The 25529-nt window shown below is 51.2% G+C and carries 19 protein-coding genes; 14 read left to right on the top strand and 5 right to left on the bottom strand.

Annotated elements, in window-relative coordinates; genetic code table 11:
- Positions 1–16 precede the first annotated feature (16 nt).
- Positions 17–478: an AraC family transcriptional regulator gene (locus tag M891_RS0103700; protein WP_009222864.1), complete on the bottom strand. Its 462-nt coding sequence runs from the start codon at positions 476–478 to the stop codon at positions 17–19.
- A gap of 455 nt (positions 479–933) precedes the next feature.
- Here M891_RS0103700 and M891_RS0103690 point away from each other — a divergent pair, with 455 nt between their 5' ends.
- The 8 genes from M891_RS0103690 to M891_RS0103655 all read left to right on the top strand — a co-directional run bounded on the left by M891_RS0103690 (position 934) and on the right by M891_RS0103655 (position 16440).
- Positions 934–2538 carry an extracellular solute-binding protein gene (locus M891_RS0103690; protein WP_028537877.1) on the top strand — a complete coding sequence of 535 codons (1605 nt, stop codon included), beginning with the start codon at positions 934–936 and terminating at the stop codon, positions 2536–2538.
- Positions 2539–2549: 11 nt separating this feature from the next.
- Entirely contained in the window at positions 2550–4355 is a 1806-nt protein-coding gene (locus M891_RS0103685; RefSeq protein ID WP_036699320.1) for a sensor histidine kinase, read from the top strand.
- Positions 4300–5895: a response regulator gene (locus M891_RS0103680; protein WP_028537875.1), complete on the top strand. Its 1596-nt coding sequence runs from the start codon at positions 4300–4302 to the stop codon at positions 5893–5895. The genes M891_RS0103685 and M891_RS0103680 overlap by 56 nt, the downstream gene beginning before the upstream one ends.
- A gap of 1009 nt (positions 5896–6904) precedes the next feature.
- On the top strand, positions 6905–7834 hold the full coding sequence (locus M891_RS0103675; protein WP_028537874.1) for a DUF2268 domain-containing protein: 930 nt from the start codon (positions 6905–6907) through the stop codon (positions 7832–7834).
- A 285-nt stretch (positions 7835–8119) separates the two neighbouring features.
- Entirely contained in the window at positions 8120–9097 is a 978-nt protein-coding gene (locus tag M891_RS0103670; protein WP_051416822.1) for an ABC transporter permease, read from the top strand.
- 18 nt (positions 9098–9115) lie between these two features.
- Positions 9116–10030, top strand: coding sequence for a carbohydrate ABC transporter permease (locus M891_RS0103665; RefSeq protein WP_009222871.1), 915 nt, complete (start codon positions 9116–9118; stop codon positions 10028–10030).
- Between the two features lie 107 nt (positions 10031–10137).
- A complete protein-coding gene (locus M891_RS0103660; protein ID WP_036699297.1) occupies positions 10138–11679 on the top strand; it encodes an extracellular solute-binding protein in 1542 nt (513 codons plus the stop codon).
- Positions 11680–11709: 30 nt separating this feature from the next.
- Positions 11710–16440 (top strand): S-layer homology domain-containing protein, encoded by a 4731-nt coding sequence (locus M891_RS0103655; RefSeq protein ID WP_028537871.1) that lies wholly within the window; start codon positions 11710–11712, stop codon positions 16438–16440.
- Between the two features lie 71 nt (positions 16441–16511).
- Here M891_RS0103655 and M891_RS0103650 read toward each other — a convergent pair whose 3' ends face one another.
- On the bottom strand, positions 16512–18089 hold the full coding sequence (locus tag M891_RS0103650) for an FAD-dependent oxidoreductase (RefSeq protein ID WP_028537870.1): 1578 nt from the start codon (positions 18087–18089) through the stop codon (positions 16512–16514).
- Positions 18090–18322: 233 nt separating this feature from the next.
- Between M891_RS0103650 and M891_RS0103645 the strand changes: the two genes are divergently transcribed.
- From M891_RS0103645 to M891_RS0103630, 4 genes are all read left to right on the top strand, one after another.
- Positions 18323–19384 carry a Gfo/Idh/MocA family protein gene (locus tag M891_RS0103645; RefSeq protein WP_028537869.1) on the top strand — a complete coding sequence of 354 codons (1062 nt, stop codon included), beginning with the start codon at positions 18323–18325 and terminating at the stop codon, positions 19382–19384.
- Positions 19381–20223, top strand: a complete 843-nt coding sequence (locus tag M891_RS0103640; RefSeq protein WP_028537868.1) for a hypothetical protein — start codon at positions 19381–19383, stop codon at positions 20221–20223. The genes M891_RS0103645 and M891_RS0103640 overlap by 4 nt, the downstream gene beginning before the upstream one ends.
- A gap of 139 nt (positions 20224–20362) precedes the next feature.
- A complete protein-coding gene (locus M891_RS0103635) occupies positions 20363–20941 on the top strand; it encodes a hypothetical protein (protein WP_028537867.1) in 579 nt (192 codons plus the stop codon).
- Between the two features lie 33 nt (positions 20942–20974).
- Complete coding sequence (locus M891_RS0103630; protein ID WP_028537866.1) at positions 20975–21520, top strand: GNAT family N-acetyltransferase; 546 nt, start codon at positions 20975–20977, stop codon at positions 21518–21520.
- A gap of 85 nt (positions 21521–21605) precedes the next feature.
- Here M891_RS0103630 and murI read toward each other — a convergent pair whose 3' ends face one another.
- Positions 21606–22388 carry a glutamate racemase gene (murI, locus tag M891_RS0103625; protein ID WP_028537865.1) on the bottom strand — a complete coding sequence of 261 codons (783 nt, stop codon included), beginning with the start codon at positions 22386–22388 and terminating at the stop codon, positions 21606–21608.
- Positions 22369–23064 (bottom strand): HD domain-containing protein, encoded by a 696-nt coding sequence (locus M891_RS23250; RefSeq protein WP_036699295.1) that lies wholly within the window; start codon positions 23062–23064, stop codon positions 22369–22371. The genes murI and M891_RS23250 overlap by 20 nt, the downstream gene beginning before the upstream one ends.
- A gap of 221 nt (positions 23065–23285) precedes the next feature.
- On the opposite strand from M891_RS23250, the gene M891_RS0103615 reads away from it, so the two are divergent.
- Positions 23286–24104: a VOC family protein gene (locus M891_RS0103615; protein ID WP_028537864.1), complete on the top strand. Its 819-nt coding sequence runs from the start codon at positions 23286–23288 to the stop codon at positions 24102–24104.
- Between the two features lie 8 nt (positions 24105–24112).
- Positions 24113–24748, top strand: coding sequence for a hypothetical protein (locus tag M891_RS0103610; protein ID WP_127575528.1), 636 nt, complete (start codon positions 24113–24115; stop codon positions 24746–24748).
- Between the two features lie 9 nt (positions 24749–24757).
- Here the strand turns inward: M891_RS0103610 and M891_RS0103605 are convergent, their stop codons facing one another.
- Complete coding sequence (locus M891_RS0103605) at positions 24758–25468, bottom strand: M50 family metallopeptidase (RefSeq protein WP_028537862.1); 711 nt, start codon at positions 25466–25468, stop codon at positions 24758–24760.
- Between the last annotated feature and the right edge of the window lie 61 nt (positions 25469–25529).

The raw sequence follows: 25529 nt of genomic DNA, 5'->3' as shown, positions 1-25529 counted from the left end.
TGAGTTTGGATCTACCTTAATTCAAACTTGTAATCGGCACGCAAATTTCACAAAACTCCTTCAGCAGCATTTCCCCAGTGTATCTCTCCAAAATCGGCCGATCGTCGATTTGATAGCCCTTGGCTTGAAGCGTGGGCATCAGCTCGGCCCATGCTTGCTGCATGGCCTGAGCCGTGTGCTTAATCGTACACACCAAGTAGTCTCCTCCGGAAATCTCGCCGATGTGGACAGTATCATCATCTAGAGGTTCATCCTGCGAAATGACAAGACAAGCATCATAACGGCAGTTCTTCGGTGGCGTGGTCTCCGGGTTATCCCAAGGGATACCAAGCAGGATGGCAGAATGATTGAGCAAGTTCCTCTCCGCACCCCAACGTTTCATTCTCTCCATCGCTTGAATGTTACCGGGACCATACGGACCCACCTGACGTACATAAGCGAAGCGATACCGGGGTAGCTTTTCGACTTTGAATTCCAAGGTATTTCCCTCCTTAAAAATTTAGGAATTATCACTTCCTCCCGAATCTAACATGAACTAAAATGATTTACCTCCAAAAATTTTAATTTTCAACTTTCGACAATTTCTCCGCATCCCGGTGTGTATAATTTCGTTAAGAGAAAACAAGCCCAGGGATTACAGAACAGGGAGGACACCTATGAATCCAATGATATTTCAAGATACCGTCCGCTCTAAACAGGAAATCCATGTGCTATGCGGGTACCCCAGTGAAGTGGTAAACCACAAAGCGGTCCAGCGCATCGATGAACCTAAAAGGAAGCTTTGCCAAACCCGGCGGCAATTCTGGCGGAGCATACGAAGAAGCTGGGCAAAACAGAGCAGGAAATTCAGCAATCGTTGCAGGACAGCTATAAGAACCGATTGTATTGATCAAGTCATGCGTTCACGAACCAGATGAAGGGAGTGGTAGTGACATGTCGATGAATCAGGCCAATACACGCTGTAAACGGGAACCGAAAACAACAAGATTACGAATCCGTCCCTTCCATTGGGCCGCTTGCTTGCTTCCTTTATCCCTCATGCTGTCCATCAGTGTCACGGGGTGCAGCTTCAATCCTTCCAAAAGTCCCTCCCCGTCTGGCGATGGGCGGATTCGTCCTGAAATTCAAATCGTCATTTCCAACCTCGGTATGACCTTCCCCGAAGGCATGGACGAGAACGATAACCGCTATTTGAGCTATATCGAAGAGCAAACCGGCTTGGACATCCAGGTCAATACGCCCCCCACCGAAGTCTATGATGAGAAATTGGATGTCATCATGTCCTCGGGGAATCTCCCCGACATGCTGCATGCCTATGAACCCGTATGGTTCGACAATTATGTCAAGCAAGGGGCGCTCCTTCCGTTGGACGATCTGATCGATCAGTACGGCCCCCACCTGAAAGCAAAAATCCCTCCTGAAGTTTGGGACCGTGTGAAATACGGCGGCAAAATTTATGCTGTTCCCAGTTTAAACGAAGTGACGGGCATCGAGTTGATGTATGCGCGAAAAGATTGGTTGGACCGGCTGGGCCTGGATCCGCCGGAAACGCTTGATGAGTATTACGAGGTCATTCGTGCCTTTGCCCAAGACGACCCGGATGGCAACGGCCTGCAGGACACCGTAGGCTTGACGTTCACGGCCAACCTTGGACGGTCCTCGCCGTTTTTTGGCGCCTTCGGAACGCAGCTGGATACCTGGTTTGAGCGGGACGGGAAATTGGTGTATGGCAATATCCTGCCGGAAACAAAGGAAGCACTGGGCTTCCTGGCCCAATTGTATCAGGAAGGATTACTGGAACGGGAGTTTCCGTTAAACCTTCAGACGAACTTGTCCGAGAAGATCGAGTACGGAAAAGTGGGGCTTTTCTCCGCAACCTGGTACGATACGCGCGGCCCGATAGCGGCCAATATGAAGCAGGACCCGAACGCTCGATGGATTCCCCTGGAATATCCGACAGGACCAAAGGGGGACAAAGGGGTATATGGGATCGATGTTATTCGCGGATACAACGTAATCCCAGCTAGTTCCACGCATGCGGCTGAGGTTATTCAACTGCTGGACTTTATCGCCAGCGATTATAAAACGCTAAAGCTTGGCTTTGAGAATGAAATTTGGCGCCAGGACGGAGATCGGATCGTTACAGACTTCGCACTGCATGACGAGAGTCTGTACCGGGGGATCTATCAATCCTTGGTGGACGTTCCTGATGAGACGTTGTTTAAGCTGCGGCTGGATTCTCTGGGGGATTTCAACTTGTACAACAATATCCAGACCATTCACCGCAATATTATGCCAAATGCATTTTACGGAATACCGACCCCTGCCATGGGAAAATACAACGAAAATCTGGATCGCTTAGAGGACGTTTTTGTCAAAATTATTATGGGTATCGAGCCACTGGATGCGTTCGACCGGTATGTTGAGCAGTGGAAGGCGGCAGGAGGAAGTGAAATTACGAAAGAAGTGAATCGTTGGTACGAGAGCGAGAGCAGAAGAATGGGCAATTCTCTGGACTTGGAAGGGGGAGAACGGTGATTCGATGGATCATGAACCGGTTTTCACACCATATTCAATTCAGGCTGACCGGATATTTTATCCTCATTTTGCTCCCGCTGGTCTTGATCAGTTTGTTTGCGGTGGAGCGATCACGGGATATTCTCTACAAGCAGGCGGTCCAGCGGACCGAAACGGCTCTCTCCTCGGCGATGAATCATTTTGATCTGGTGTTTCAGAACGTCGAGGAGATTTCAACGCTGATCGCTGGCGATCCCGCGATGAATGCGTTGTTGAACGAAAGCGGCAGCGACTTCTCGCCGCAATCCATCTTGGCGTTCTCTTCGATTTTGGAGCAGTTGTCGAATTCGGTCTCGGTGAACCGGTATATCTCCCAAATTTCCGTCTACCATCCCGCCTCGGGCATGCTGATCTCCACCCATTACGGCGGCAAGCAACTGGCAGGAGACGCGCAAAAAGAGTGGTTTGTGGAAACCGCCCGCCGTAATGGAACAGGGATTTCTTATGTTAAGGCTGATTATGCTGTGACGGATGAAGTGACCTTTGGGCAATTAACGAACTCCGACAGCATTTCGCTGCTGCGGGCGATGGATTTGTATAACAGCAATCGGCAAGCCAATTTACTGGTCGTCTCGTTCAGCAAGAATAAATTACTTAATATCATTAAAACGCTGCTGCCTTCCGAGAACAGCCGAATCGTCCTGTCAAATGAAAAGGGGGAAGTACTGCTGGAGGCGGGCAAGCCTTCGGCCTTGCATCTGCCGGATCAGGATATGACCGTTACGATCGATTCTTCCTATTCACCTTGGCAATTGACGCTGGTCCAGCCCAAAAGCGAGCTGTACCGGGAGACGGATCAACTGCGACTGTTTACTTTTTCAATTATTGGGTTGAGTTTAATTTTGGCTCTTATCGTATCTTGGGTGGTTTACAGCGGAATTGCCTCCCCGGTATTGAAATTGGCTAAGGGGATGAGGCGCTTGAGTAACGGTGAGCTTAACGCACATGTCAGCACAAATCGGAAGGATGAATTTGGGTTTCTCATTCAATCCTTCAATCGCATGGCGCTGGTGCAGAAGCATTTGATCGAGGACCATTATGAGCAGCAACTGCGACTGAAGACAACCGAACTTCGGTTTCTGCAATCGCAAATCAACCCGCATTTTTTATATAACACGCTCGATTCGATTTACTGGATGGCGAAGAATTACGATGCAGAGGAAATCAGCGAAATGGTGATGAATCTCTCCAGCTTTTTCCGATTGAGCCTGAACAAAGGTCGGCAGGAGTTTACGGTCGAAGAGAGTATCGCTCATTTGAATTACTATCTGCGGATTCAGCAGCTTCGTTTTATGGACAATTTCCAAGTGGAATATCGGATCTCGGAGCAAAGCAAGCGGATTCCGTTGCTCAAGTTGCTGCTGCAGCCGATCGTGGAAAATGCCATCATCCATGGCATGGAGGGAAAAGAAGCGGACGGTTATTTGGTCATCTCCAGTTGGGTGGAGCAGGAGCATACACTCCACATCCGCGTGGAGGATAATGGGCCGGGGATTGAGGAAGAGCGGCTTCGTTACATTCAACAGGAGCTTGACCGGATGGATCTCCGCAAGATTGTGGCCTATTCGCAGGATGAGGAGCAGGTGAAGGATCTCTTTGGCCTGCGGAATGTGCTGAGCCGGATGAAGCTGTATTATGGACCGGAGGCACGGCTTATCGTACAAAGCGCTCCGGGGGAAGGAACGACCGTGACGTTATCGATTCCATTAAAGGAGGATCAGGATGAATCTGATGATCGTGGAGGACGAGCCCCGGCTGCGGCAAGCGCTAGCCTATAACATCATGTGGGAGTCGCACGGCATCGACATGATTGGTACTGCAGCAAACGGTCTGGACGCTCTCAGACTTATGGAACGCAAGAAGCCGGATCTTATGCTGATCGATGTGCAAATGCCGGGCATGGACGGATTGGAGCTATTGCGGGAGCTTAAAGGGCGGGGCTTGCTTAACCGGTTGATGAAAATCATTATTTTAAGCGGACACGACAACTTTGAATTTGCCCAGATTGCGCTTAAGCATGGGGTTTCGCGATATTTACTGAAGCCGGCGGGCGAGCCGGAGATCTTGGAAGCGGTCTTGGATGCCCGGCGCCAGCTGCAGCAGGATCTTGAGGAATGGCGACGGCAGACTGCTTTAGAGAAGCAGTGGTTGTCCAACCTGCCGCATTTGCAAAACCTGTTCTTCCTTCAGTGGGCGGCCGGCAAGATGGGACGGGAGGAAATTCTGGCGAAAAGCCATGAACTACACATTTCGTTTCACCGGGAGGATCGGATCGCGGTTGCGGCGGTGGAACTGGACCCTATCCCGGAGGTGGGGGAAACGACGGAGATGCAGAAGTTTACGCTCCAGCTACTCGCCAAAGAGCTGTTAACTCCACCCAATTGGTGGATTGCCGCCAACTCGGACATGAATCTGATGATGGTTTATGTGATTGGCCAGGAGGATGATGCGAGCGAGGCGTTGCTGCGGATGAATGCGGATTTGTCCCAGTTGCTCTCCCGAACCAAAGAAGTGCTGCAGCGGACCGCCAGTGCTGGACTTTGTGCGGGGGTGGGGCCGTTAGAGCAATTGTCTGCCTTGTACCGACAGGCTTGTCACGCGCTCCAGGAGCGAGTCGTGTACGGACATGACTTAGTCATTCCGTACCGAGAAACTGACGGGGAGATCATGCGGCCTTTTGCCATCGAACCGCATCTGGAGAAGGAGCTCGAGATCGGGATGGAGACCGCTGATGAGGCCAAGGCAATGGCGGCTTTGCAGGGAATATGGGATACGTTGGTTGCGAGAATGGAATCCTCGGACGATTTTCATGAAGCGGTGCTTTTTGTGCTTGGCTTATTTGTTCGAATGATTCAAAAGCGGGGATGGACGACCAAGCAAGTGCTCGGCGACGAAGCGCAGTATATCCAGAACGTAAGTCTGCTAAGCACTCAAACGCAAACTTGGGCGCTGCTGACGAGAAGCGTGCAACGTATCGTCGCCTATGTGAAGGAGCAGCGAAAAGCGAGCAGCCACCAGGTCGTGAAAGAGGTCCTTCGTCTGGTGAACGAGGAAATGGATCAAGAACTGACGCTGCACATGGTGGCAGATCGCATGTATATCAACTCCTCTTACCTCAGCCGACTGTTTAAGCAGGAGATGGGCGTGGCCTTTTCGGATTACGTCCTTGAACGCAAGATGGAGCGGGCCAAAGCGTTGCTACAGGAAGGGCACAAGGTCTACGATGCTGCGCGTTCGGTAGGTTACCGGGATGTCAGCTACTTCACCAAGGTGTTCCGCAAGTACTGGGGAGTGAATCCCGGGGAGTGTAAGGGGTAGTTAAGGTATAGGCAGTGGTGCAGGTATAAATGTAGGTATAGGTGCAGGTATAGGTGCAGGTATAGATGTAGGTGTAAGTGTAGGTACAGGTGTAGGTGTAGGTGTAGGTTTAGTTTAGGTCCAGGCTTAGCTTCGGTTTGGCCCGACTCAACTAGTGCTGCCGGAGATGACACAGATCGAGCCTACCGTGGCAGCTGCAAGTCTGGCCTGCACCCGTAGTTTCTCTAACGCTTGTGAGCAACGCTATTTGGGGAATTCCGGTGTCGTTTGAAATCTAACGCTGATTAGGAAGCTTATTTCTCGGTTTTGGGCGTGAAATGGGCTGTTTTACCGTAAATAAGCTATCTGGTAAGCGTTAGAATTGAAACCCCTCCGATTTTCGCGAAATAAGCGCCGTGGCAAGCGTTAGAGAGAAATGTGCACGGAGAAAGACCTGCCTAGCAGTTGACTGTGTCGCATCTGGGGCAGAAAAGAGGACGGAGCGAGTATACTGAACAGAGGGATGCTTCGGATCTACGGCCGGAAATTAGTACAGATCGAGCCTACCGTGGCAGCTGCAAGTCTGGCCTGCACCCGCAGTTTCTCTAACGCTTGTGAGCAACGTTATTTGGGGAATTCCGGCGTGGTTTGCAATCTAACGCTGATAAGGAAGCTTATTTCCCAATTCCCGGCGGGAAATGGGCCGATTTTCCGTAAATAAGCTCTCTGGTAAGCGTTAGAATCGAAAATCCCTCCATTTTCGCGAAATAAGCGCCGTGGTAAGCGTTAGCGAGTGATGAGTACGGAGCACGGGGCGAACTTACCTGGCGGTGCTGTGGCAAGCGTTAGCGAAATCACAATCAGCACGCATGGGGGTATGCCAACACGCCGGAACCAAACATTTGACAGAAACACCTGACACAAACCCCGAACATAAGCCCCTGATAGAACGGCGGAAAACCAGCCTTGACTATGACGTAACGTCATAGCTCATAATTCTCCCTAAGTAAATGAACTAGGAGTGAGAATGATGAACATTACAACGCTGCGTTCCGATCATATTTATCGCAAAGTCGCTGAAGCTGCGCCCGAGGACAAGCTTGAATTGTTCCGCAATGAAATGATGGGTCCCTTTATGGGACAATGGAAAATACAGCAAATTCCATTTCGAGCGGAAGAGCCGAATGGTTTTGATGTGGTGACGTTTAACAGTATGATGCACCGATCCCCCGATGAGATTACCCCGGAGATTTCTCCAGAGATCGAGTGGATCTCGTCGGATTCCTTCTGGTCTGAATGTGAGGAGGCTATCAGAGAAAGCTTATGTCTTTTTGTGGAGCATGGAATTCACCTCCCTGTATCCGACTACATCTTCACAATCCAGTTAGGAAAACCGGAAAATCGTTCCCTCGTCATCAACGAAGGATACAGCGGATTTGGAGGCATTCCCGGTTATATCTGGGGGACGCTTCTGCCCAATGCGTACACGGTTCCTCGGATGAAGGTGGCGCTGACGCATGAATGCAACCATAACGTAAGATATCAATTTATTCGTTGGAATCCCAATGTTCATTTAGGCGAGCTTATTGTAAGCGAGGGATTAGCTGAGAGTTTTGCGACGTATCGATTAGGAGAAGAATGGTTGGGACCTTGGGTAGCCAAAACAGACGCCGAAACCCTAAATCAACGCATCAAGCCGGTACTTAGAGAACGGCTGCAGGTTACCGGATTCGATCAAATTACGCCGTATCTATATGGAGATGAAATCGCTAAGGTGCAAAATTATCAACCTGCCAATATGCCGTACTGCGCTGGTTACGCTTGCGGATATCATTTAATCCAGTATTACTTAATACAAACAGGCAAAACGATCTTCGAGGCAACGATCACGCCTGCGGATCACATACTGGAGGAAGTCAAAGGTTTTTGGGACGAAGAAACCATAATTAACGGTTCATGATATCGTTCAAACTATTTTGCCCAATATGGTCATGTAGATTTCGCCAATTTTCTATACGAAGCCATTGTGCACAACCTAGGTCAAGCCGTGAAATAACCATAGCCACACCCATCATTGAAGCCGCAAGGCTTCTTTTTTTGTGCCCGTCAAAACCGAGAAGCCATCATTTTACCACAAATAGTAATTGGTCTCTCCTACTCAGCTAGGCGGTCCGATTTTACAATATGTTCACAAGATGGTCACAGATGAACGATGGGACTATGAAGTGCGAAAGGGGGCAAGCGGATGCAATTAAAGACCAGAACCGTGGCAGAATCAGCTCAATCCCAAAAAACACCTCAAGTGAAACGAAGCTATTGGAGGCGGCTGGGATTCGACATCCGGAAGGAATGGGATCTCTATCTCATGCTCGTGCCGGGCATTTTATTCATCTTGCTGTTCAAGTATACACCGATGTACGGAATTACGATTGCCTTCAAGGATTTTAATATTTTCACCGGATTTGCGGACAGCCCATGGGTGGGGTGGAAGCATTTCGAGCGGCTGTTTATGTCGCCGGACTTTGCCCAAGTGTTTAGAAATACGGTCATCATCAGTTTTCTGAAGATCGTTATTTTGTTTCCGTTACCGATCGTGGTTGCGCTGATGCTCAATGAGATGCGGAATATGATCTTCAAACGGACGGTGCAAACCGTGATCTATCTGCCTCATTTCCTGTCTTGGGTTATCGTTGGCGGATTGTTTATGGATTTACTATCAACAAACGGCGGGATCGTTAACAAAGCGCTCACCGCGATGGGGATGGAGCCGATCGCGTTCTTTCTGGACAACAGCGTGTTTCGCAGCGTCCTGATCACTTCGGCGGGCTGGAAGGAAACCGGCTGGAGTACGATCGTCTACCTGGCGGCGTTCACCACCATCGATCCCATGCTCTATGAAGCGGCAAGGATGGATGGAGCCGGGAGATGGAAGCAGCTGTGGCATATTACTTTGCCGGGGATCGCGCCGGTCATCATCCTGATGTTTATCCTGCGGCTCGGCAGCGTGCTGGAAGCCGGAACGGAACAGATCTTGGTGATGTACAATCCCGTCGTCTATCAGGTGTCAGACGTCATCGGCACGTATGTGTACCGCCGCGGGTTGGGCAGCCAGGATTACAGCTTTTCCACAGCGGTGGGACTGTTTGAGGCCGTAATCTCCTTCACCTTGGTCATTGCAGGGAACGCAGCCAGCCGCAAATATTTACAGCGCGGGATTTGGTAGGAAAGGGGGAGCTCATACATGGATCATAAACAAGCCTTGGAAGGATTGCAGCCGCGCGGAGTGATCAAAACCTCGTTTTCCGAAAAATGCTTTACCGTTTTCAATTACGTCTTCTTTATTCTGCTAGGGCTGACAACATTGCTTCCGTTCGTCAATTTGCTTGCCAAGTCCTTGAGCAGCGAAAGCGCCGTAATCTCAGGAAGGGTGGGGTTGCTTCCGGTAGGACTGCAATTTGAGACATATCACTATGTGCTTCAAGACTCCATGTTCCTCAATTCGCTGAAGGTATCCATCGCCCTGACGGTGATCGGAACGGCATGCAGTTTGTTTCTGACGACGCTCACGGCTTATCCCTTGTCTAAAGTACGGCTGCGTGGACGAAAAGGGATCTTGTTGATTTTCGTTTTTACCATGTTGTTCAGCGGCGGGTTAATTCCCACCTATCTGCTGATGCAGAACCTGAACCTGGTCAACTCCTTCCCGGTCTTGTTCCTCCCGGCGATGGTAAACGTCTACAACATGCTGATCATAAAAAACTACTTTGAAGGCCTCCCGGAAGAATTGGAAGAATCGGCTAAACTGGACGGGGCGGGGAATATCCGAATCCTCATGTCGGTCATGCTCCCCTTGTCGCTGCCGGTGCTGGCGACGATTGGTTTGTTTTTTGCCGTAGCGTTCTGGAACGACTATTTCACGGCCATGATTTACATCAGTGACCCGGCCATTAAGCCGATGCAGCTGTATTTGAAGGAGCTGCTCGTTTCCTCCAGCGGGGATTTCCTGAAGGATAACATCGATGCAGCGATTAACACCACCCCGCAGTCGATCCAAGCTTCCTCCATCTTGCTGGCGACCATTCCGATTCTGCTCGTATATCCTTTCTTGCAAAAATACTTCGTAAAAGGCGTGCTGGTGGGTTCAGTGAAAGGTTGAAGCAACATGGCTCGATTAAGGCTAACACCTGAAGGGAGGTGATGAGCTCCGCTTGCAGTAGAACCCCAGTAGAAACCCAAAAACAACCGATTTGAAGGAGGGTATATATGAATTTAAAGATGAAAAAAACGTCAGCGGTACTTACCGCCATCCTTGGCTTTGCCCTAGTGTTGTCCGGTTGCGGCGGCGGAGGAGGCGAAACGTCAGAGCCTGCTGCGACTGAACCATCGGGAGGAAACACCAACACATCAACAACAGAAGGCAGTAACAGCGGGGGAGGCACGGACAAACCAGATTTGCGGATGATCATGCAATACGGGCTGTTTGATCCGAAGACCGAATACGTCGCAAAATACATCGAAGAACGCACCGGGTTTCATGTGGAATATGAATTGCTGCCGGCGGAGAACGCTGATGAGAAGCTGAACTTGATGGTATCCAGCAAAGAAAATTACGACATCGCCAAGCTGAATGCCGCCCAATTCTACAATCTGGCTTCGGCGGGGGCACTCGAACCGATGGATGAACTGCTGGAGGCCCATGGCAACTATATTAAGCAGTCGATCAAGCCGGAGTCCTTCGCCAGTGCTACGATCGACGGCAAGATCTACGGGATTCCCGAAACGGGAGCGGGTGTGAGCATCGGTGAAGAGCTGGTCGTTCGCCAGGATTGGCTGGATGAGCTGGGCTTGTCCATCCCAACGAACCGCGATGAACTCTATACGGTACTTAAGACGATCAAGGAGAAGAAAAATGTCATCCCGCTGACGCTGAGCAAGGACTCCATCTACGGCGACATTGCGGCTACTTTTGGCGTGCTTACCGATTGGAAGGAAGTCGACGGCAAGCTGGTTCACCGGGCGGAGCAGCCGGAGATGAAAGAATACATTACCTTCATGAACAAGCTGTATAAAGAAGGATTACTGGACACCGAAACGCCGCTCAATACCGCTCAAGAATCGATTGAGAAGTTTTCTGGCGGCAAAGCAGCGATGTATAAGCTGGCCTGGTGGAATGCGGGATCTGCGATCGCGGCGTTGCAGAAGAACTTCCCTGAGGCCAAGACGTCGATCATTCCTTATCTGAAAGGACCGGACGGAAAAGCCGTCGTTGGCGCAAAAGCAAATGTGACCTGGTACATCGGCATTTTGAAATCCTCCAAAAATAAAGAAGCGGCCATGGAATTCCTGAATGCGAAGCTGGAGCCGGAGACATTCAAAGGCATCGCGCTGGGTCAAGAAGGGGTTCACTATGAAGTGAAGGACGACAAATATTATCCAATTCTCCCGATCTTTAATGAACAGTTAAACAATGCGAGCAACTTCCTGACTGGCGTGGACGAAGAGAAATATCCGATCTATTGGCAAGCCCGCGTGCGGAAGGATCCGGTGCTTCAGGCGCATTTTGAAGCGTTCCAGAAAAATGCAGAAGGTCTGGTTGTTGTTGATCCGATGTCTACGGCGCCGCCCATTGAAGCTGTGTCCAAAAATCTACTGAAGCTGACAACGATGCTGGATGACAATGTGCTACAGTTTATTTCCGGGGCGAAGCCGATTGAACAATACGATCAATTCTTGGCGCAATGGAGAGCAGAAGGCGGAGCTGACATGGTAGCTGCGGCGAACGAATGGTTTCAGTCTACGAAATAAGCCATCCTCACATCAAAAGGAGGCATCTGGATGAAACGTATGTTGCAGAGGCGAATGGCCGGAGTGATTTGTCTCACCATACTGGCGGCGTTGTTTTGGCCGGGGATGCCCATCGCCTCCTCGGCCGCAGATCCGGAGGAACTTCCGAAGGCGGAAGAGACTTCAAGCGAACCGGTTCAGTTTGTGAAAGACGAAGGGAGCATTGCGCTTGAATTCACGGACGTTAACGCTGCGGCTGTCTCATTCGAGGGAAAGGCGGATTATCTTGCCTTGTTCACCAGCGGGGCGACCGTAACCGATGCCACATATGGGCCTGTGACGGAGGTGTGGATTGCGGAAGGGCAAGTGGCGCTCATCGTTGATGCCGAAGGGGTCGTGCAGGAAGTGGTTGGTCCCGTGGACGATCCTCCCACAACTTGGGATGCGGAGCGCATGCTCCCGATTCCAGAAGGAGGATACCTTGTGTTGGCGGGAGGGCAGAGCGCTTGGGACGAGTCGGCTTATCGACCGGCGCTTTTTCAGCAGGTTCATGTTGGGGACTCGGTGAAGCTGATGCGTGCAGGGGAAGAAGTGACAGCGGCAGATTTTATACCGGCAACGCCTGATCCGGACCCGGAGCCTGCTCCAGAGCCTCCCCCAGCCGCCGATCCAGAGCCAGAACCTGATCCTGATCCCGATCCGGAGCCTGTGCTTCCTGAGCTCATGCTGTTAACGGAAGACCAGACGACTGTGGACATTCCGGTCATCGAAGTTGCCGGGTTTGTGGCCAATTATGATGAGCAGCTGGAGCTTGCAGTTACGATAAATGGCGATCCGGCTGATTTATCGGCGGATGGGGTTTTTCGTGAACATGTGTATTTAATTACAGGAGCGAACGCAGTAACGGTCATCTTATTTCAGGCCGGGGAGGAATTGGAAAGGGAGACGTTAACGATCATGTATGAACCGTCGGACAATCAGGACTATATCGAAGTTGAAGCTGCACCAAAGGACATCACGATCGACGTTGATGGACCGCGGATCAAGATCGATTACGTGGATCGAGATGTGACTGGCGTGTCCAATATCGTTGCGTTGTTTACGAGAGACTATGGTGAATCGATCGAAATTCCACAGTACAACGTTGCCGTGCAGGTTGATGCCAACAACCAGGTCTTGCAGGTGATTAACCCTTCTATTAATGGCCAACCTCCCGTCTGGACCGGGCCCACTCTCCTTGATATTCCGGAGGAAGGTTATGTGCTGATGGCGCAGGACGACAGTTACGCGGGCAATTATATCAAGCGATTCCTCGCAGAGAATTTCAAAGTGGGAGACATCATAAAGCTTCGCAAGAATGGGGAAGTCGTATCTGTCCGGGATCTGATGAGCGGGAATGGTCCGATCGCCCGACTTAAGGTGGAGAATCAGCGGATGTACACGGTAACGGCCGACCATACGGTCCTGTCGGGAATGATCGAGAATATCGATGATCCGGCGTCCATCCAACTGCTGGTGAATGGGACTTCCGTTCCTTTTGAGGCGGATGGATCTTTTAGCTATGCTTACCCTTTAACGAAAGGCACTAACTACATTGAAATCACGGTGTTGAAAAATGAGATCGAGCAGGATCGCCGGGACTTGGCGGTATTTGCCCGGGACGATTTATCTGCTGATAAAGAAGTGATTCTATGGGTGGATCAAGCCTCCAACGCGAAAAAGTTTCAAACCAGCGAGCAGGTGCGCGCTTTTCTTCAAAAGGCTAAGGACACCGGAGTCACCTCCATTGCCTTGGATGTAAAGGGCGTGGAAGGCTATGTCTCGTATAAGAAAAATGATTTGACCGGACGGCCTTACGTCAGCGAACTTCAATCACCCGGGAGAGCTGGAGCCAACCCCGATCTGGACCTGCTGCAGGAGTTCATCGATCAGGGTCATGACCTGGGGTTGGAGATCCATGCGGTAGTTAACGTATTCGCCGAAGGGTCCATCGCTTATAACGAATACGCCGTGCTGAATGATCACCTGGATTGGGAAGAGCGCGTGCATTATGCGGAGAACAACGGTGAAATCAAACGGCTGCGGGAAAGCGCGAAGCAGGGCTTAGTCGCCTTCGTGAATCCGGCAAACGATGAGGTGCGTGAGTTCGAGCTGAAGACGTTTGAGGAGATTCTCAAAAATTATGACGTAGACGGAGTCGTGCACGACCGTGGACGTTACGATAATGAAGGTGCAGATTTCAGCGAGGAAACGAGAGTCAAGTTCGAGCAATTCTTGCTCCAGCGCGGCAAGCAGCTGAACGATTGGCCGAATGACATTTTTTACTATGAAAATAACGTCCGAGTGGATGGCCCGCTCATTCAGGATTGGTGGGAGTTCCGGTCAGGGGTGATCCAGAGCTTTTTTGGCGAAGTGAAGTCGCTGGTGGATTCCTACGAGGCTGAGTCGGGAAGAACGATCAAAGTGTCTTCTTACGTCGGTTCCTGGTATGAGACGTATTATCTCAACGGGGTGAACTGGGCGAGCAAAAATTTCCGCATCCATCCTTCCCTGGGCTTGCCGGTGGAGTCGATTTATACACCGGAGTATTACGATACCGGGTATATCGAACATCTGGATTTTCTGATGATTGGCGCTTATCAGACGACCAGTCAGGAGATTCAGAAGTACATTACGCTGGGGAACATTGTGACGAATGGCGAGATTCCGCTGTATGCGGGGATTGCCCTCAATAATGTACAGCTTCCAGCGGTTCAGCGGGAGGTATTCCAGGCGGGCTTGAGAACGACCAACGGACTCATGCTGTTCGACGCTTCCCAAATTAACTGGGCGATCGCCAAGGCCTCGCTGGAAGACCGCGAATGGGTGAAGGATTACCAGCTGGGCATGAGCTTGCCTGACAGTCCGGATACGTTCCTGGAAGGCCATTATTACAACGTGAACCGAGTGGAAGGCAACATTAATGTGCTGACGGACGCATTTGGAACAACGACGGGAACAAATCATTTTGGCGTTGAAGTGGTGGTGGATGACACGGGCGTTGTCACCCGCGTAGCCAACCGCAATCAGGCGATCAACTGGAGCTGGGGAGCGCCGGAGGAGAATAACAGCGTCATTCCGCCGGGCGGCTTCGTTATCTCGACCATTGATCCGTCGGGAGTTCGAACCAATCGGCAGCTTGTGGCCAACGCTTATGAGGTGGGGGATCAGGTTCGTTCCGCAGTATTAAGCGGCTTGATAGACGATGAGTTGCGCGAGACAAGAAACAGCCATTATTCGCTGGAAGGGACGGTTGAAGTGCTTGGTCCGGGGACGCCCTCCGTAAAAGTAAACGGGGAGTCCGCGTCCGTTTCCTCGACCGGAGTGTTTACGGCAAACGTTCCGTTATCGACAGGTATCAATTTTGTCCAAGTCGATGTCTTTGTGGATGATCTCAAAACGAACAGCCAGACCGTGCAAATCATTCGCACATCTACCGGGGATAGCGGCTCAAATCCTGAGCAGCCGGGATCGTCGGGCGGCAGCAGCGGGACGACGCCAACCCCGCCGATGAAGCCGGAGCGGCTGAACGTGGTGAAGTCTACGGCGGAGAATGGCCAGCAACTCGTTGACGCGAAAGCCGATTTGTCGAGGATGCTGGAGGAGATTAAGAGCCTTCATGCGAAACCAGTCCAATCGCAGCAGCTGCAATACCGCTTCACGGATACCGCCGACGTCCTCACCTTGCACTTGCCAACCGAGGGATTGGAGGCTGCGGTGAAGGAGTTGCCTAATGGCGTTATCTGGCTGGAGTCACCATTAGGCAAGTTAGAGCTGCCGGTTCAGGCTTTAGGTGAAGCTCTGCAACAGCGGGGGTCTGCAGACAGCTTGCAGATTCGCCTTGGAATCCCTGCCGAAGCGCAGGAGGAAGAGCTGCACCGCTTGTTGCCGGATCAGGCTGAACCGTTTGGTTCGTTATTGGAGGTGTCCTTCTTCTGGGAGCAGGGCGACACCTTAACTACACTGTCAGTCTTTAAGGGAGCCGAAGTTAAGTTTACGACTGTACCGCTGGCAGGGGCCGTTTCTGCCGATACGGTCACCGTTCTGCTTCTGCAGCCTTCTGCGGGCAACTATACGTTTGTGCCTGCGCTGATCAGGGAGGAAGGCGGGAAGGCCCAGATCACATTCCGATTGAAGGCCAGCGGCATTTACGCGGCGGTGGTACACCGGAAGACCTTCACGGATCTGAACGGACACTGGGCGGCTAATGAGGTTACGATGTTGGCCTCCAAAACGATCATTCAAGGCACCTCGGATAAGGAGTTCAGCCCCAATGCACCCGTTACGAGAGCAGAGTTTACGGCCATGCTCGTCCGTGCTCTCGGTTTGACTGGACCGCAGGCGAATCCGAACAGATCCTTCACCGATGTGAACTCGGGTGCGTGGTATGCGAGTGCGGTTGCTACGGCGGTGGAGAACGGACTAATTGAAGGCTTTGCCGACGGGGAGTTCCGTCCGAATGAGCAAATTACACGTCAACAGATGAGTGTGCTGCTGGTTCGTGGGTTGAAGCTAGCAGGAGCCGAGACTCCTGCTGGAAATCCGAGCGCCATACTGGCTGGATTTGAGGATCGCAGCCAAATTGGGGCTTGGGCTGAAGAAGCGGCAGCGATCGCCGTAGAATCCGGCTTAATGAAAGGGCGCGGGAATGGCAGCTTTGCTCCTGAAGCCTCGTCTACCCGTGCGGAAGCAGCAACGGTGCTTGCTCGAATGTTGCGGATGGCGGGACTGATCAATTCATAATGAAAATGAAAAAATGCCAGTCTGCGGAAGGCTTCATCCGCAGGCTGGCATTCTTTTTTTCTAGAAAAATATTAGACAGGGCGCAGCTTGGGCCACTGCAATTCAACCCCTTGGCTAAGAAGGCGCTGTTGAAAGTCGGATAAGGTTTCATCATGATTGCGTACGTCTGTTGGGAAGAGGTTGCGGTCCAAGCAGAAGCTGGCGCACATTCCCGCGGCTTCGCCGATGTTCCATTCCACGGGATGGAGCCGGTAACAGCCGTTGGTGATATGGGTAACCCCGATATTTTTGCCGGCGGCCAGTACGTTTTTGACCCGTTTCGGGATTAAGCTGCCCAGCGGAATTTGAAAGGGCAAGGAAGAGATATCAATGTACGGTCGGTTGCCTGTGCTCGGATGCAGATCGATGCGGTAACATCCGATTCCTACGGAATCCGGGAACTGCTCGGCTGCACCATCTGGTCGGGATGCCGTGGCGACATGCTGCTCCAGCACCGTAAACTCCGCTTGAATTCGTCTCGACTCTCGGATATAGGGGGCCATCGCCAGCCCGTCTTCCGTTCCAACCACGTCGCGGCGCAGGCGCAATCCGGGGTAACCTTGACCGCCATCCGGTCTGGGAGCTTCGGTCTGCAGCCAATACAACAGCGACAGGCTGAGCTGCTTAGCCTGATGGAGATGACGTGCGGCTTCTTCCTCTGGTACGTCGATAATGGAGCCAAGCCAATAATCGTTCTGCGGCCAGTTGATCAGGGAGATCGGACGGAAGCCGAAGCTGCTGTCGAAATGGGACGGCTCCAGGATTTGCCGGTATTGAAACAGCGGGAACTTGCCTCCGTAACCCGGAAATATCTCATACTCCACCGGCTCGTTCGTAGCTGGCCTCACGCCGGTTAAGCTCAATAGCCGATCCGGCCAGAAGTCGGCTTGATATTGTCTCCAGAACTCGTACATCTCAGGCTTGTCGATGAGATGTTCTTCCCCGTCGGCATAGTCTACGGCAAAGCAATACGTGAAGCTCTGGATGTCCTGCGGCGCCGGATCTCCATCGATTGCATGAGGCTCGCCGGTCTGTGCTTTCGATTCGGCCCCGGTTACATACTCAATTCCTGCAAGTGGAAGCAAGTCTCCAAGTTCGGTGGCATCGAGAAAAAACGGCGCCTCAAGCACCAGTTCATCCCCGGTGTCGAGATGACGTACCGTCACACTGCGGACGGCATCTCCTTCAGTTTCGGCTTGCTGGAGGCGATAACGGTGAAGAATCGTCAGCCTTCCGCTGTGCAGGTAAGGGGCTAGCATCTGCTCAAGCACAGCCAGTCCAACGCGGGGATCATGACTAATCCGGCTGACGATGCCGCCGCCGGGATTGAGTTCGGGTAGGTTACGCGCCGCCGGTGTTAACGGATAATGATCTCGATAGTACTGGCGTATGCCATTGCGGAATCTTCGGTAAGTTCTTGTACAGCCAAAATGCTCAATCCAGGGGTGCTCATCCGGCGGAACGGCCTGACTGGTCAGTTGCCCGCCAATCCAAAGCGTCTCCTCCGTCATGATGACGGTTTTGCCTGAAGCTGCCGCGGCTAGAGCTGCGGCGGTTCCTCCGGTACCACCCCCAAGGATGACGATATCCGCCTTCATTTCGCGTTTCATCGCTTCCATTCTCCTTTTGTCCTGAGATTCATCGTCTGACGTCAGGTTGCCCATGATTGCATTCATTGTAGATGGTTAGGCCAGAGAACGGTACGGGAAGCGGGTGACCTTTTATGGTAATTTGATGTAGTTTTGCCTTCTGACTTATTCCAATTTGCGACTGATCTGGTATGCTAGGAATCATCATAGACTTATCTTGATCCGACGATTTCTAGTTAGCAGGAGGGAAGCTGATGAACAAGATCACCATTGCCGTGATTGGCTGCGGCACGATTGCAAACCACGCCCACATCCCGTCTTACCTGAACCACAAGCATGTAGAAATCAAGTATTTCTGTGACATCCTGAAGGAACGCGCCGAGGCGGCTGTCACCAAATACGAATGCGGACAGGCGATCACAGATTACCGGCAGATCGTTGAAGATCCGGAGGTGGATGCTGTATCCATCTGTACGCCTAATGCTTCGCACGCGACGATTGCCATTGATTGCCTTCGTGCGGGGAAGCATGTGCTTTGCGAGAAGCCGGCAGCCCGGACTTACGAAGAAGCCTTAGAAATGCAGAAGGTCCAGCATGAGACGGGCAAAGTGTTGAATATCGGGGTCGTGAATCGGTACAACGAAAGTGTCAATCGCATCAAAAACATGATCCAAAACGGCGAGCTTGGCGAGTTGTATCATGTGTACGCCAGCTTCCGCGCCCACCGATCGATTCCGGGTTTAGGCGGCGCTTTTACGACGAAAGCGATCGCCGGTGGCGGGGCGCTGATCGACTGGGGTGTTCATTTTATCGACATCGTCATGTACTGTGCGGGCGATCCGAAGCCTAGAACCGTTACCGGTCAAGCCTATTCCAAACTGGGGAAAGACATGGAGAACTATACGTATCTCAAAATGTGGGCAGGACCGCCGGATTATCACGGTACGTATGATGTCGATGACTTCGTGACCGCATTGATCCGTACCGAAGGCCCGACGATTTCCTTGAACGGAGCTTGGGCGCAGAACATCGGAGTTGAGGAGATGTTTATCGACTTCCTGGGCGACAAGGGCGGCATACGGTTGAACTACGGCAGGGATTTTACCTTCTATACAGCCAAAGACGGCGCTCTGATCGAAACAACGCCAAAGTTCACCTCCGGGAATATGTATCAGCAGGAAATCGATGGATTCCTGGAGTGCATCCAAACGGGGGAGAAGCAGCCCTCCCATATTGACACCGTCATCCTGTCCTCTCGCATTATTCAGGCGATTTATGATTCGTCCGACAAAGGGGAGGAAATCGCGCTCTCATGAAAAAAATCGGGTTTATCGACCTGCATCTCGACCAGTTCCATGCCAACAAATATCCCGGGTGGATTGAGCAGGCTTCTGATGGTGCCATGAAGGTTACGTATGCTTATGGCAAAAAAGACAAGGAGAACGGAATTACAAACGAAGCATGGTGTCAAGCGCACGGTATCGAGTTGTTGCCGTCCATTCAAGACGTTGTGGAGCGGAGCGATACCTTGATCGTGTTATCGCCTGACAACCCAGAGTATCATGAGGAGTTGTCGCAGCTTCCACTCAAGTCGGGCAAGCCGACCTACATCGATAAGACGTTTGCTCCAGACCGGGAGACAGCGGTGCGCCTCTTCAACCTGGCCGCGCAGCACGGAACGCCGATGTATTCGACGTCGGCGCTCCGTTTTGCCAGCGAATATGCGGAGATTGACCCGGAAGGGATTCAAACGATTTGCAGCTGGGGGCCTGGCGCTTTCGATAACTATTCAATTCATCAAATCGAGCCGATCATCCGTCTGATGGGGCCCGCTCCCAAGCGCATCATGTTCACCGGGACGACGGATTCCCCTGCACTGCTCATCGACTTTGGGGAAGGGCGGCAAGCATCAATCCACCATCTGGGGGACAATTGCCCGTTTACCCTTGGCATCAAATACGGGAACGGAACCTTTAAGCAACCCACGGCGGCCTCCAATTTCTTTGAGCCGTTTATCCGGAACCTGGTGACATTCTTTGAAACCGGTCAGCCCGCAGTTGACCCGGCCGAAACTGTAGCCGTGATTACCATCATCGAGTACGGATTGAAGGCAGCTGAAACACCCGGGGTTTGGTTGGATTTGCCATCATCCTAATCATATTTAGCATAAGACAACCCACCTTCGCATGAAGGTGGGTTTTATAGTAATAGATTCAAAAGGCTAGTGGTCTGCCGGGATAAGAATGTATAATGATGGAAGCATTCATTTCCAACGATCTCACCCGGGAGGATCTATGAGAAAACTTGCTATTTTTGCGTTGGTCCTAACTGCACTTGGGCTTGGCTACTTCTACATAAGCAACTCCTATTCGTCTACACCCATTGAGGCAGTCGAGAAAGTTCGATTTATGAACGATGGACAACTCTTACACGAGGTTGAGACAGATCGAGGGAGGGTGTTGTTTCTGCTTCGTCATCTACAAAACGTGCAGACAATCAGTGCCGAATACGTTCAAAAAACGCCGTTGCTGGGCTGGAAATGGGGATGGGGCGGAGGGCATACCGTGCCTCGCATCTCTGAAAATGAGCCGGACAGATTCTGGACGGAGCAATATTTTTCATCCACAAAGGGCACAGATGCAGATTCCCCATTTCCGTTTCTCTTTGGCGTGATCCAAAACCCGCAAATCGATACGATTCAAGTCTATAGCTACACGACTAACGAAGATTTGACTGCTACGATTCAGGATACGGCGGATTCAGGCATTCGAATCTGGTACCTTTTTCTTCCCGAAGAGCAGGGAACCCGGTTTAAACTGACAGCGCAAATCGGAGATCACCAAATCATCAGTACCAAGATATCGGAATTATAAATCAAGGCATTATGGAAAAAGAGAGGGCTATCTATGAAAAATGAAATCACGACCAAACGATTGACGCTTAAAATCATCGATGACACTTATACGGATCAGGTCTTGGCCTTTGTTATGCGGAATAAAGACTTCCTCAAGGAATGGGAACCTATAAGAACGGAAGACTTCTACACGTACTCCGCTCAACAGGACATCCTGCGGGATGAGGCCGAAACGATGGAGCGAGGCCTGCTCCGAAAATTTTGGCTGTTCAGAGATGGCCGGATCATCGGCTCGGTGGCACTAAGCAATATTGTCAGAGGGGCGTTCCAGTCTTGTTATATGGGGTATCGAATCGATGAGCAGGAGCAAGGAAAGGGACTGATGACAGAAGCAGTGGAGGCAGTGGTCAACCACGCGTTTCATGAACTGCGCTTGCATCGGATTGAGGCCAACATCATGCCGAGGAATCAAGCTTCACTTCGCGTGGTTCAGAAGTTAGGCTTTCAAAATGAGGGCATCTCAAGAAAATACCTGCAAATTAACGGGAGGTGGGAAGATCATATCCATATGGTTCTGCTCAATGAGGAGATGGAATGATGGAACCTGTGTCCGCGCAGCTCAAAAAAGCCCTGTCCTAAGCGATTTCATCGCCGGGACAAGGCTTTTTATACGTTGCCCTGCATTATTGAACAGAATATTGCGTTTGCAGGTAATCCAGCGCTCGGGCCATTTTGTCCAGATAAGCCGGGTTTTCGTCGGAGCATTTGAACTCGATATGCCCCTTGAATTCTTGATCGGGTTGGGCCGAACAGCCAATCAGCGAACACAGCCGTTCAACGGTACCATGGCTGCCGTCAATCAACTCAATATGGGGAGGCAGGATTTGCTGCAGGATGCTTTTGTAATAAGGAAAATGCGTACATCCCAGCACAATTGTACTGTATTGCGACAAATCGATGCCCGCAAGCTTGCGGCTGAAGTAACGCTCGATTTCGTCCCGATCAAACTGCAGTTGTTCGCAGTATTGCACCAACTCAGGCAGCGGCATCGAATCCACCACTTTGTGGTCGTCCACCCGGGCCACCAGGTCAGTGTATTTCGAGAGGCTTAACGTCAACGAGGTTGCAAAAACCAAAACCCGCTTGCCAGCGGCTTGGCTGCGTTTTACAGCCGGCTTGACGGCTGGCTCCATGCCAACAATCGGAATGTCGTAGGTGCGGCGAAGTTCCTCAATCGCTGCGCTTGTTGCCGTATTGCAAGCCACGACCAAGGCTTTAATGTCGCCCTGCATGATACGACTTACCGATTCCTCGACGTACCGTCTCACTTCGGGCAGCGTCTTCGTCCCGTAAGGCACGTGAAGCGTATCGGCAAAATATAGAAAGTCTTCGTTCGGCAGCTTCCTCATCGCCTCCGTTAACACGGTCAAGCCGCCAATCCCTGAATCAAAAAATGCGATTCTCACTCATATCACCTGAATTTGTTGTGGTTTGTTCATCCTGATGTTCGTCAGCGGCATCCCATTCGCGGTAAAACTGCTCTAAGAAATGCAGCATAAATTCATGCCGTGATTCAGCCAGCTTCCGGGCATACCGGGTATTCATCAAATCTTTTAACTTTAATAGCTTTTCGTAGAAATGATAAATCGTCGTTTTTTCGCGGCTGCGATAATCCAAATCGGAGAAATCCCGCCCCGGTTCATGCATCGATCTGCCTCTGGAACCTCCATAGGCAAATGTTCTGGCAATGCCGATCGCGCCGATGGCATCCAGTCGGTCAGCATCTTGAACGATTTGTCCATTGAGCGTTGCCATAGGGGGATTATTGCCGCCATTATATGACATGGTCGATATAATCTCCATGACTTCGTTGATGACGGATGAATCCTCGATATGTGCTTCCAACCAGCTGCGAACCCGATGCAAGCCGGCTTCCTTGGACGGATTCAGCTTCTCGTCGGCGACGTCGTGCATCAGGGCTGCCAGCTCACATACGAACAAATCTGCCTGCTCCTTACGGGCGATAGCCAAGGCCAACTTCCGCACCCGATGGATATGCCACCAGTCGTGGCCGCTCCCGTCACCGCTGTGCACGTTTTGCACAAAGTGCTCGGCTTGTTCGATGATATGCTGCGGATCCATCTGCACCGTTCCTTTCCAATCCCTAGTTCATAGAAACATCGAATACCATCTTACCGCAAAATCGCCATTCTTTAAACTTGTTTGTGAGTCCCAGTCGCATTATATGAACGAAAGATTCAGAAGGAAGCGGCGCAAAAGCTAAATTTTACCTTTATCCTGCGGACAGGTTCGGCGATAATAGGATTGAAAAGTTCTGTATGAATGGATGAAGGAGGCACCCTATGGCAGCGGGCAAGGAAATCCCCGAGCTTTATTTTGACGGTCAATATATTGATGTGCTGTGGGATAATCATGATCAAGTGGTGAAGTGGTTCGAGAAGTACTTGGGTTGGAAGATGCTTCGGCAAGAAAACTGGAAGGTAGATCCACGTTGTTCCCAGGGTAAAATGACGCAGCTTCCTCTTGGAACCTGGTTGGTAACTTATCTTACGGATACCCGGCTCCCCCATCACTATGCAGAACGAGGGACGGTGGATGCCGACCTTCGGGTGTGCTTTCGAACCCGGGAGTTGGATCGTCTGCGGCGAGCATTTGTCACCGATGGCGTACGAGTATCTTCGGTATATGCCGGACCTGAGTCCCGGTATTTCGATGTATGGGCTACCGCCGAAGGCATCCGGTTAACGTTGCAGGAAGATTTGACGTTGCCTTCTGCCGACTTAGCGCCCTCTTGGATTCGGGTAGGCGTTAGCCGGTTAAACGAGTCTATTCAATGGTACGGCCAGTATCTGGGCATGAAATGCACCCAGCATGATCCGAAGGGCGGCTACGCGGTGATGGAGATGAAGCTGAATCATTCCGAAGCCAAGTCGCTTTGGGTACTTGAGCAAAAAAGCGGTAAGGCTTTCGTCGGCAAAGTGGACGGGCAGGTTCAGCCGGTATGTTGGATTCAGGAGCGCCAGGACTTGTTCAAATATTACCAATATTTAAAACAACGCGGGATCGAAACCTCTGGAATCGGGGGCTATCTGACCCAGGGACTTATCGGCTTTCATTTCTACGATCCAGACGGCAATCGATTTAATATCAGTAGTTTGTGAGGTGTAGGATGAGAAAATACATATATCTTATCCTGGCTTGTGTTCTAGTTGCTTCTTTGGTCCTCACGGGTTGTGAAGGGAGTCGTTCAGAGGTGCTTGACCTAGAGAACCACCTGCCAGATCAGGAAATCAAGGGCATCACGATTGAAAACTTGCCGATGGACAACGAAGAATATGCCATTCTGAAAGCAGCAGGATCAGATCGTGCCTTGGTCTTTGATGTGAACTTAGGCAAGGTTCAAGCCGATCGGGTTCATATTTGGATCGATGATTATGAAAATGGGGAAAAAGTGGGCTCCTTGTTTGGGATGGAATCTTCTATAGATCAGGTTCATGACAATTCCTTCAGATTATATTTAACGACGCTTGCAATGGGGAATGGGGACGAGGTCTGGACGCTTGCTTTCCGGCAAAATGGCAACGTGGTTAGCTCGAAAACGGAACTCGCCAAGCAAGATTATGATAGTGCGATGACCCATCCCATGACGTCCATTACTGCGAACCCAAATGAAACGGCCGTTTTGGGCGTAATTGCAAGAAACAAAGGGAAAGACCATATGGAGTCCAGCGATGATGTCGATGCATTAATTCGTGACAATCAGGCGGTTTATGTCATGAGATGTACGGTGATTAAGGATCAATAAGGGTATGTTTTACGGGCTCACTGAGCTACCTCGACTCATTCTACGCTTCTCCCGGTTTCGTTTGCGGTCATTCCAATACAGCTGCAGCGCGGACAAGGCGCATAACAATGAAATCATTACAAAGATGAGCGACCACACGAGAGGAGCAACCCCTGTCAGCTGGGCCAGATTGGTCGCATCTCCCGCCTGGCTGGGCGATACAATGGAATTTAGCAGCAGCGTGACCGGCCCCAGCACCGACTCTTCCAAGCATAGGAACGACAGCAGCAGGTAATAGAAGTTGCGAATGCGTCCTCCCCACAGGAAAAATGCAGCGTTCACCAGCACAAACAAAATCAACCATCCCCGGCCGTAGCCTGAGCGTACAAACAGCAGCAGCGAGATCAAGGCCAGCATACTGATCAAGACAAGGCCGGCGGCTTGTTGTTGACGGGAATAGCCGAAGAACATGGCAACCGCAAACAGGGAAGCCGAGGTATATCCAGCCAAAGCTACGGCGAATTGGCTCCATCCCGAAGCGAGTACCGAATAGGTGACGCCGCTGTGATCCGGGTGCAGTTCGATGCGAAGCACTTGCCCGGACGCAAGTAAAGTAACAAGGGCATGGCCCAGCTCATGCACCATCGTGTCCAGCATGCGGAACCAATCCGAGAACGGAATCAGTCGGGTTAAAACGGCCGCTCCAATTAGAAAAACACAAGCTTTCAGCCATTTATTCATTAAACCTTCGCCCTCCCCGGCAACTTGCAGTTGCTTTTCATTATAAGGGAGGGCAAAATAG

The sequence above is a fragment of the Paenibacillus sp. J14 genome, from assembly GCF_000518465.1.
In the GTDB taxonomy this organism is placed as follows: domain Bacteria; phylum Bacillota; class Bacilli; order Paenibacillales; family Paenibacillaceae; genus Fontibacillus; species Fontibacillus barengoltzii.
The sequence above is the reverse complement of the archived record's forward strand: the minus strand, read 5'-3'. Positions and strand labels throughout refer to the sequence as shown.

Coding starts and splice junctions, on each gene's coding strand:
- M891_RS0103690 (WP_028537877.1), top strand. CDS start 934: ATGTCGATGAATCAGGCCAATACACGCTGTAAACGGGAACCGAAAACA.
- M891_RS0103685 (WP_036699320.1), top strand. CDS start 2,550: ATGAACCGGTTTTCACACCATATTCAATTCAGGCTGACCGGATATTTT.
- M891_RS0103680 (WP_028537875.1), top strand. CDS start 4,300: ATGAATCTGATGATCGTGGAGGACGAGCCCCGGCTGCGGCAAGCGCTA.
- M891_RS0103675 (WP_028537874.1), top strand. CDS start 6,905: ATGAACATTACAACGCTGCGTTCCGATCATATTTATCGCAAAGTCGCT.
- M891_RS0103670 (WP_051416822.1), top strand. CDS start 8,120: ATGCAATTAAAGACCAGAACCGTGGCAGAATCAGCTCAATCCCAAAAA.
- M891_RS0103665 (WP_009222871.1), top strand. CDS start 9,116: ATGGATCATAAACAAGCCTTGGAAGGATTGCAGCCGCGCGGAGTGATC.
- M891_RS0103660 (WP_036699297.1), top strand. CDS start 10,138: ATGAATTTAAAGATGAAAAAAACGTCAGCGGTACTTACCGCCATCCTT.
- M891_RS0103655 (WP_028537871.1), top strand. CDS start 11,710: ATGAAACGTATGTTGCAGAGGCGAATGGCCGGAGTGATTTGTCTCACC.
- M891_RS0103650 (WP_028537870.1), bottom strand. CDS start 18,089: ATGAAACGCGAAATGAAGGCGGATATCGTCATCCTTGGGGGTGGTACC.
- M891_RS0103645 (WP_028537869.1), top strand. CDS start 18,323: ATGAACAAGATCACCATTGCCGTGATTGGCTGCGGCACGATTGCAAAC.
- M891_RS0103640 (WP_028537868.1), top strand. CDS start 19,381: ATGAAAAAAATCGGGTTTATCGACCTGCATCTCGACCAGTTCCATGCC.
- M891_RS0103635 (WP_028537867.1), top strand. CDS start 20,363: ATGAGAAAACTTGCTATTTTTGCGTTGGTCCTAACTGCACTTGGGCTT.
- M891_RS0103630 (WP_028537866.1), top strand. CDS start 20,975: ATGAAAAATGAAATCACGACCAAACGATTGACGCTTAAAATCATCGAT.
- M891_RS23250 (WP_036699295.1), bottom strand. CDS start 23,064: ATGGATCCGCAGCATATCATCGAACAAGCCGAGCACTTTGTGCAAAAC.
- M891_RS0103615 (WP_028537864.1), top strand. CDS start 23,286: ATGGCAGCGGGCAAGGAAATCCCCGAGCTTTATTTTGACGGTCAATAT.
- M891_RS0103610 (WP_127575528.1), top strand. CDS start 24,113: ATGAGAAAATACATATATCTTATCCTGGCTTGTGTTCTAGTTGCTTCT.
- M891_RS0103605 (WP_028537862.1), bottom strand. CDS start 25,468: ATGAATAAATGGCTGAAAGCTTGTGTTTTTCTAATTGGAGCGGCCGTT.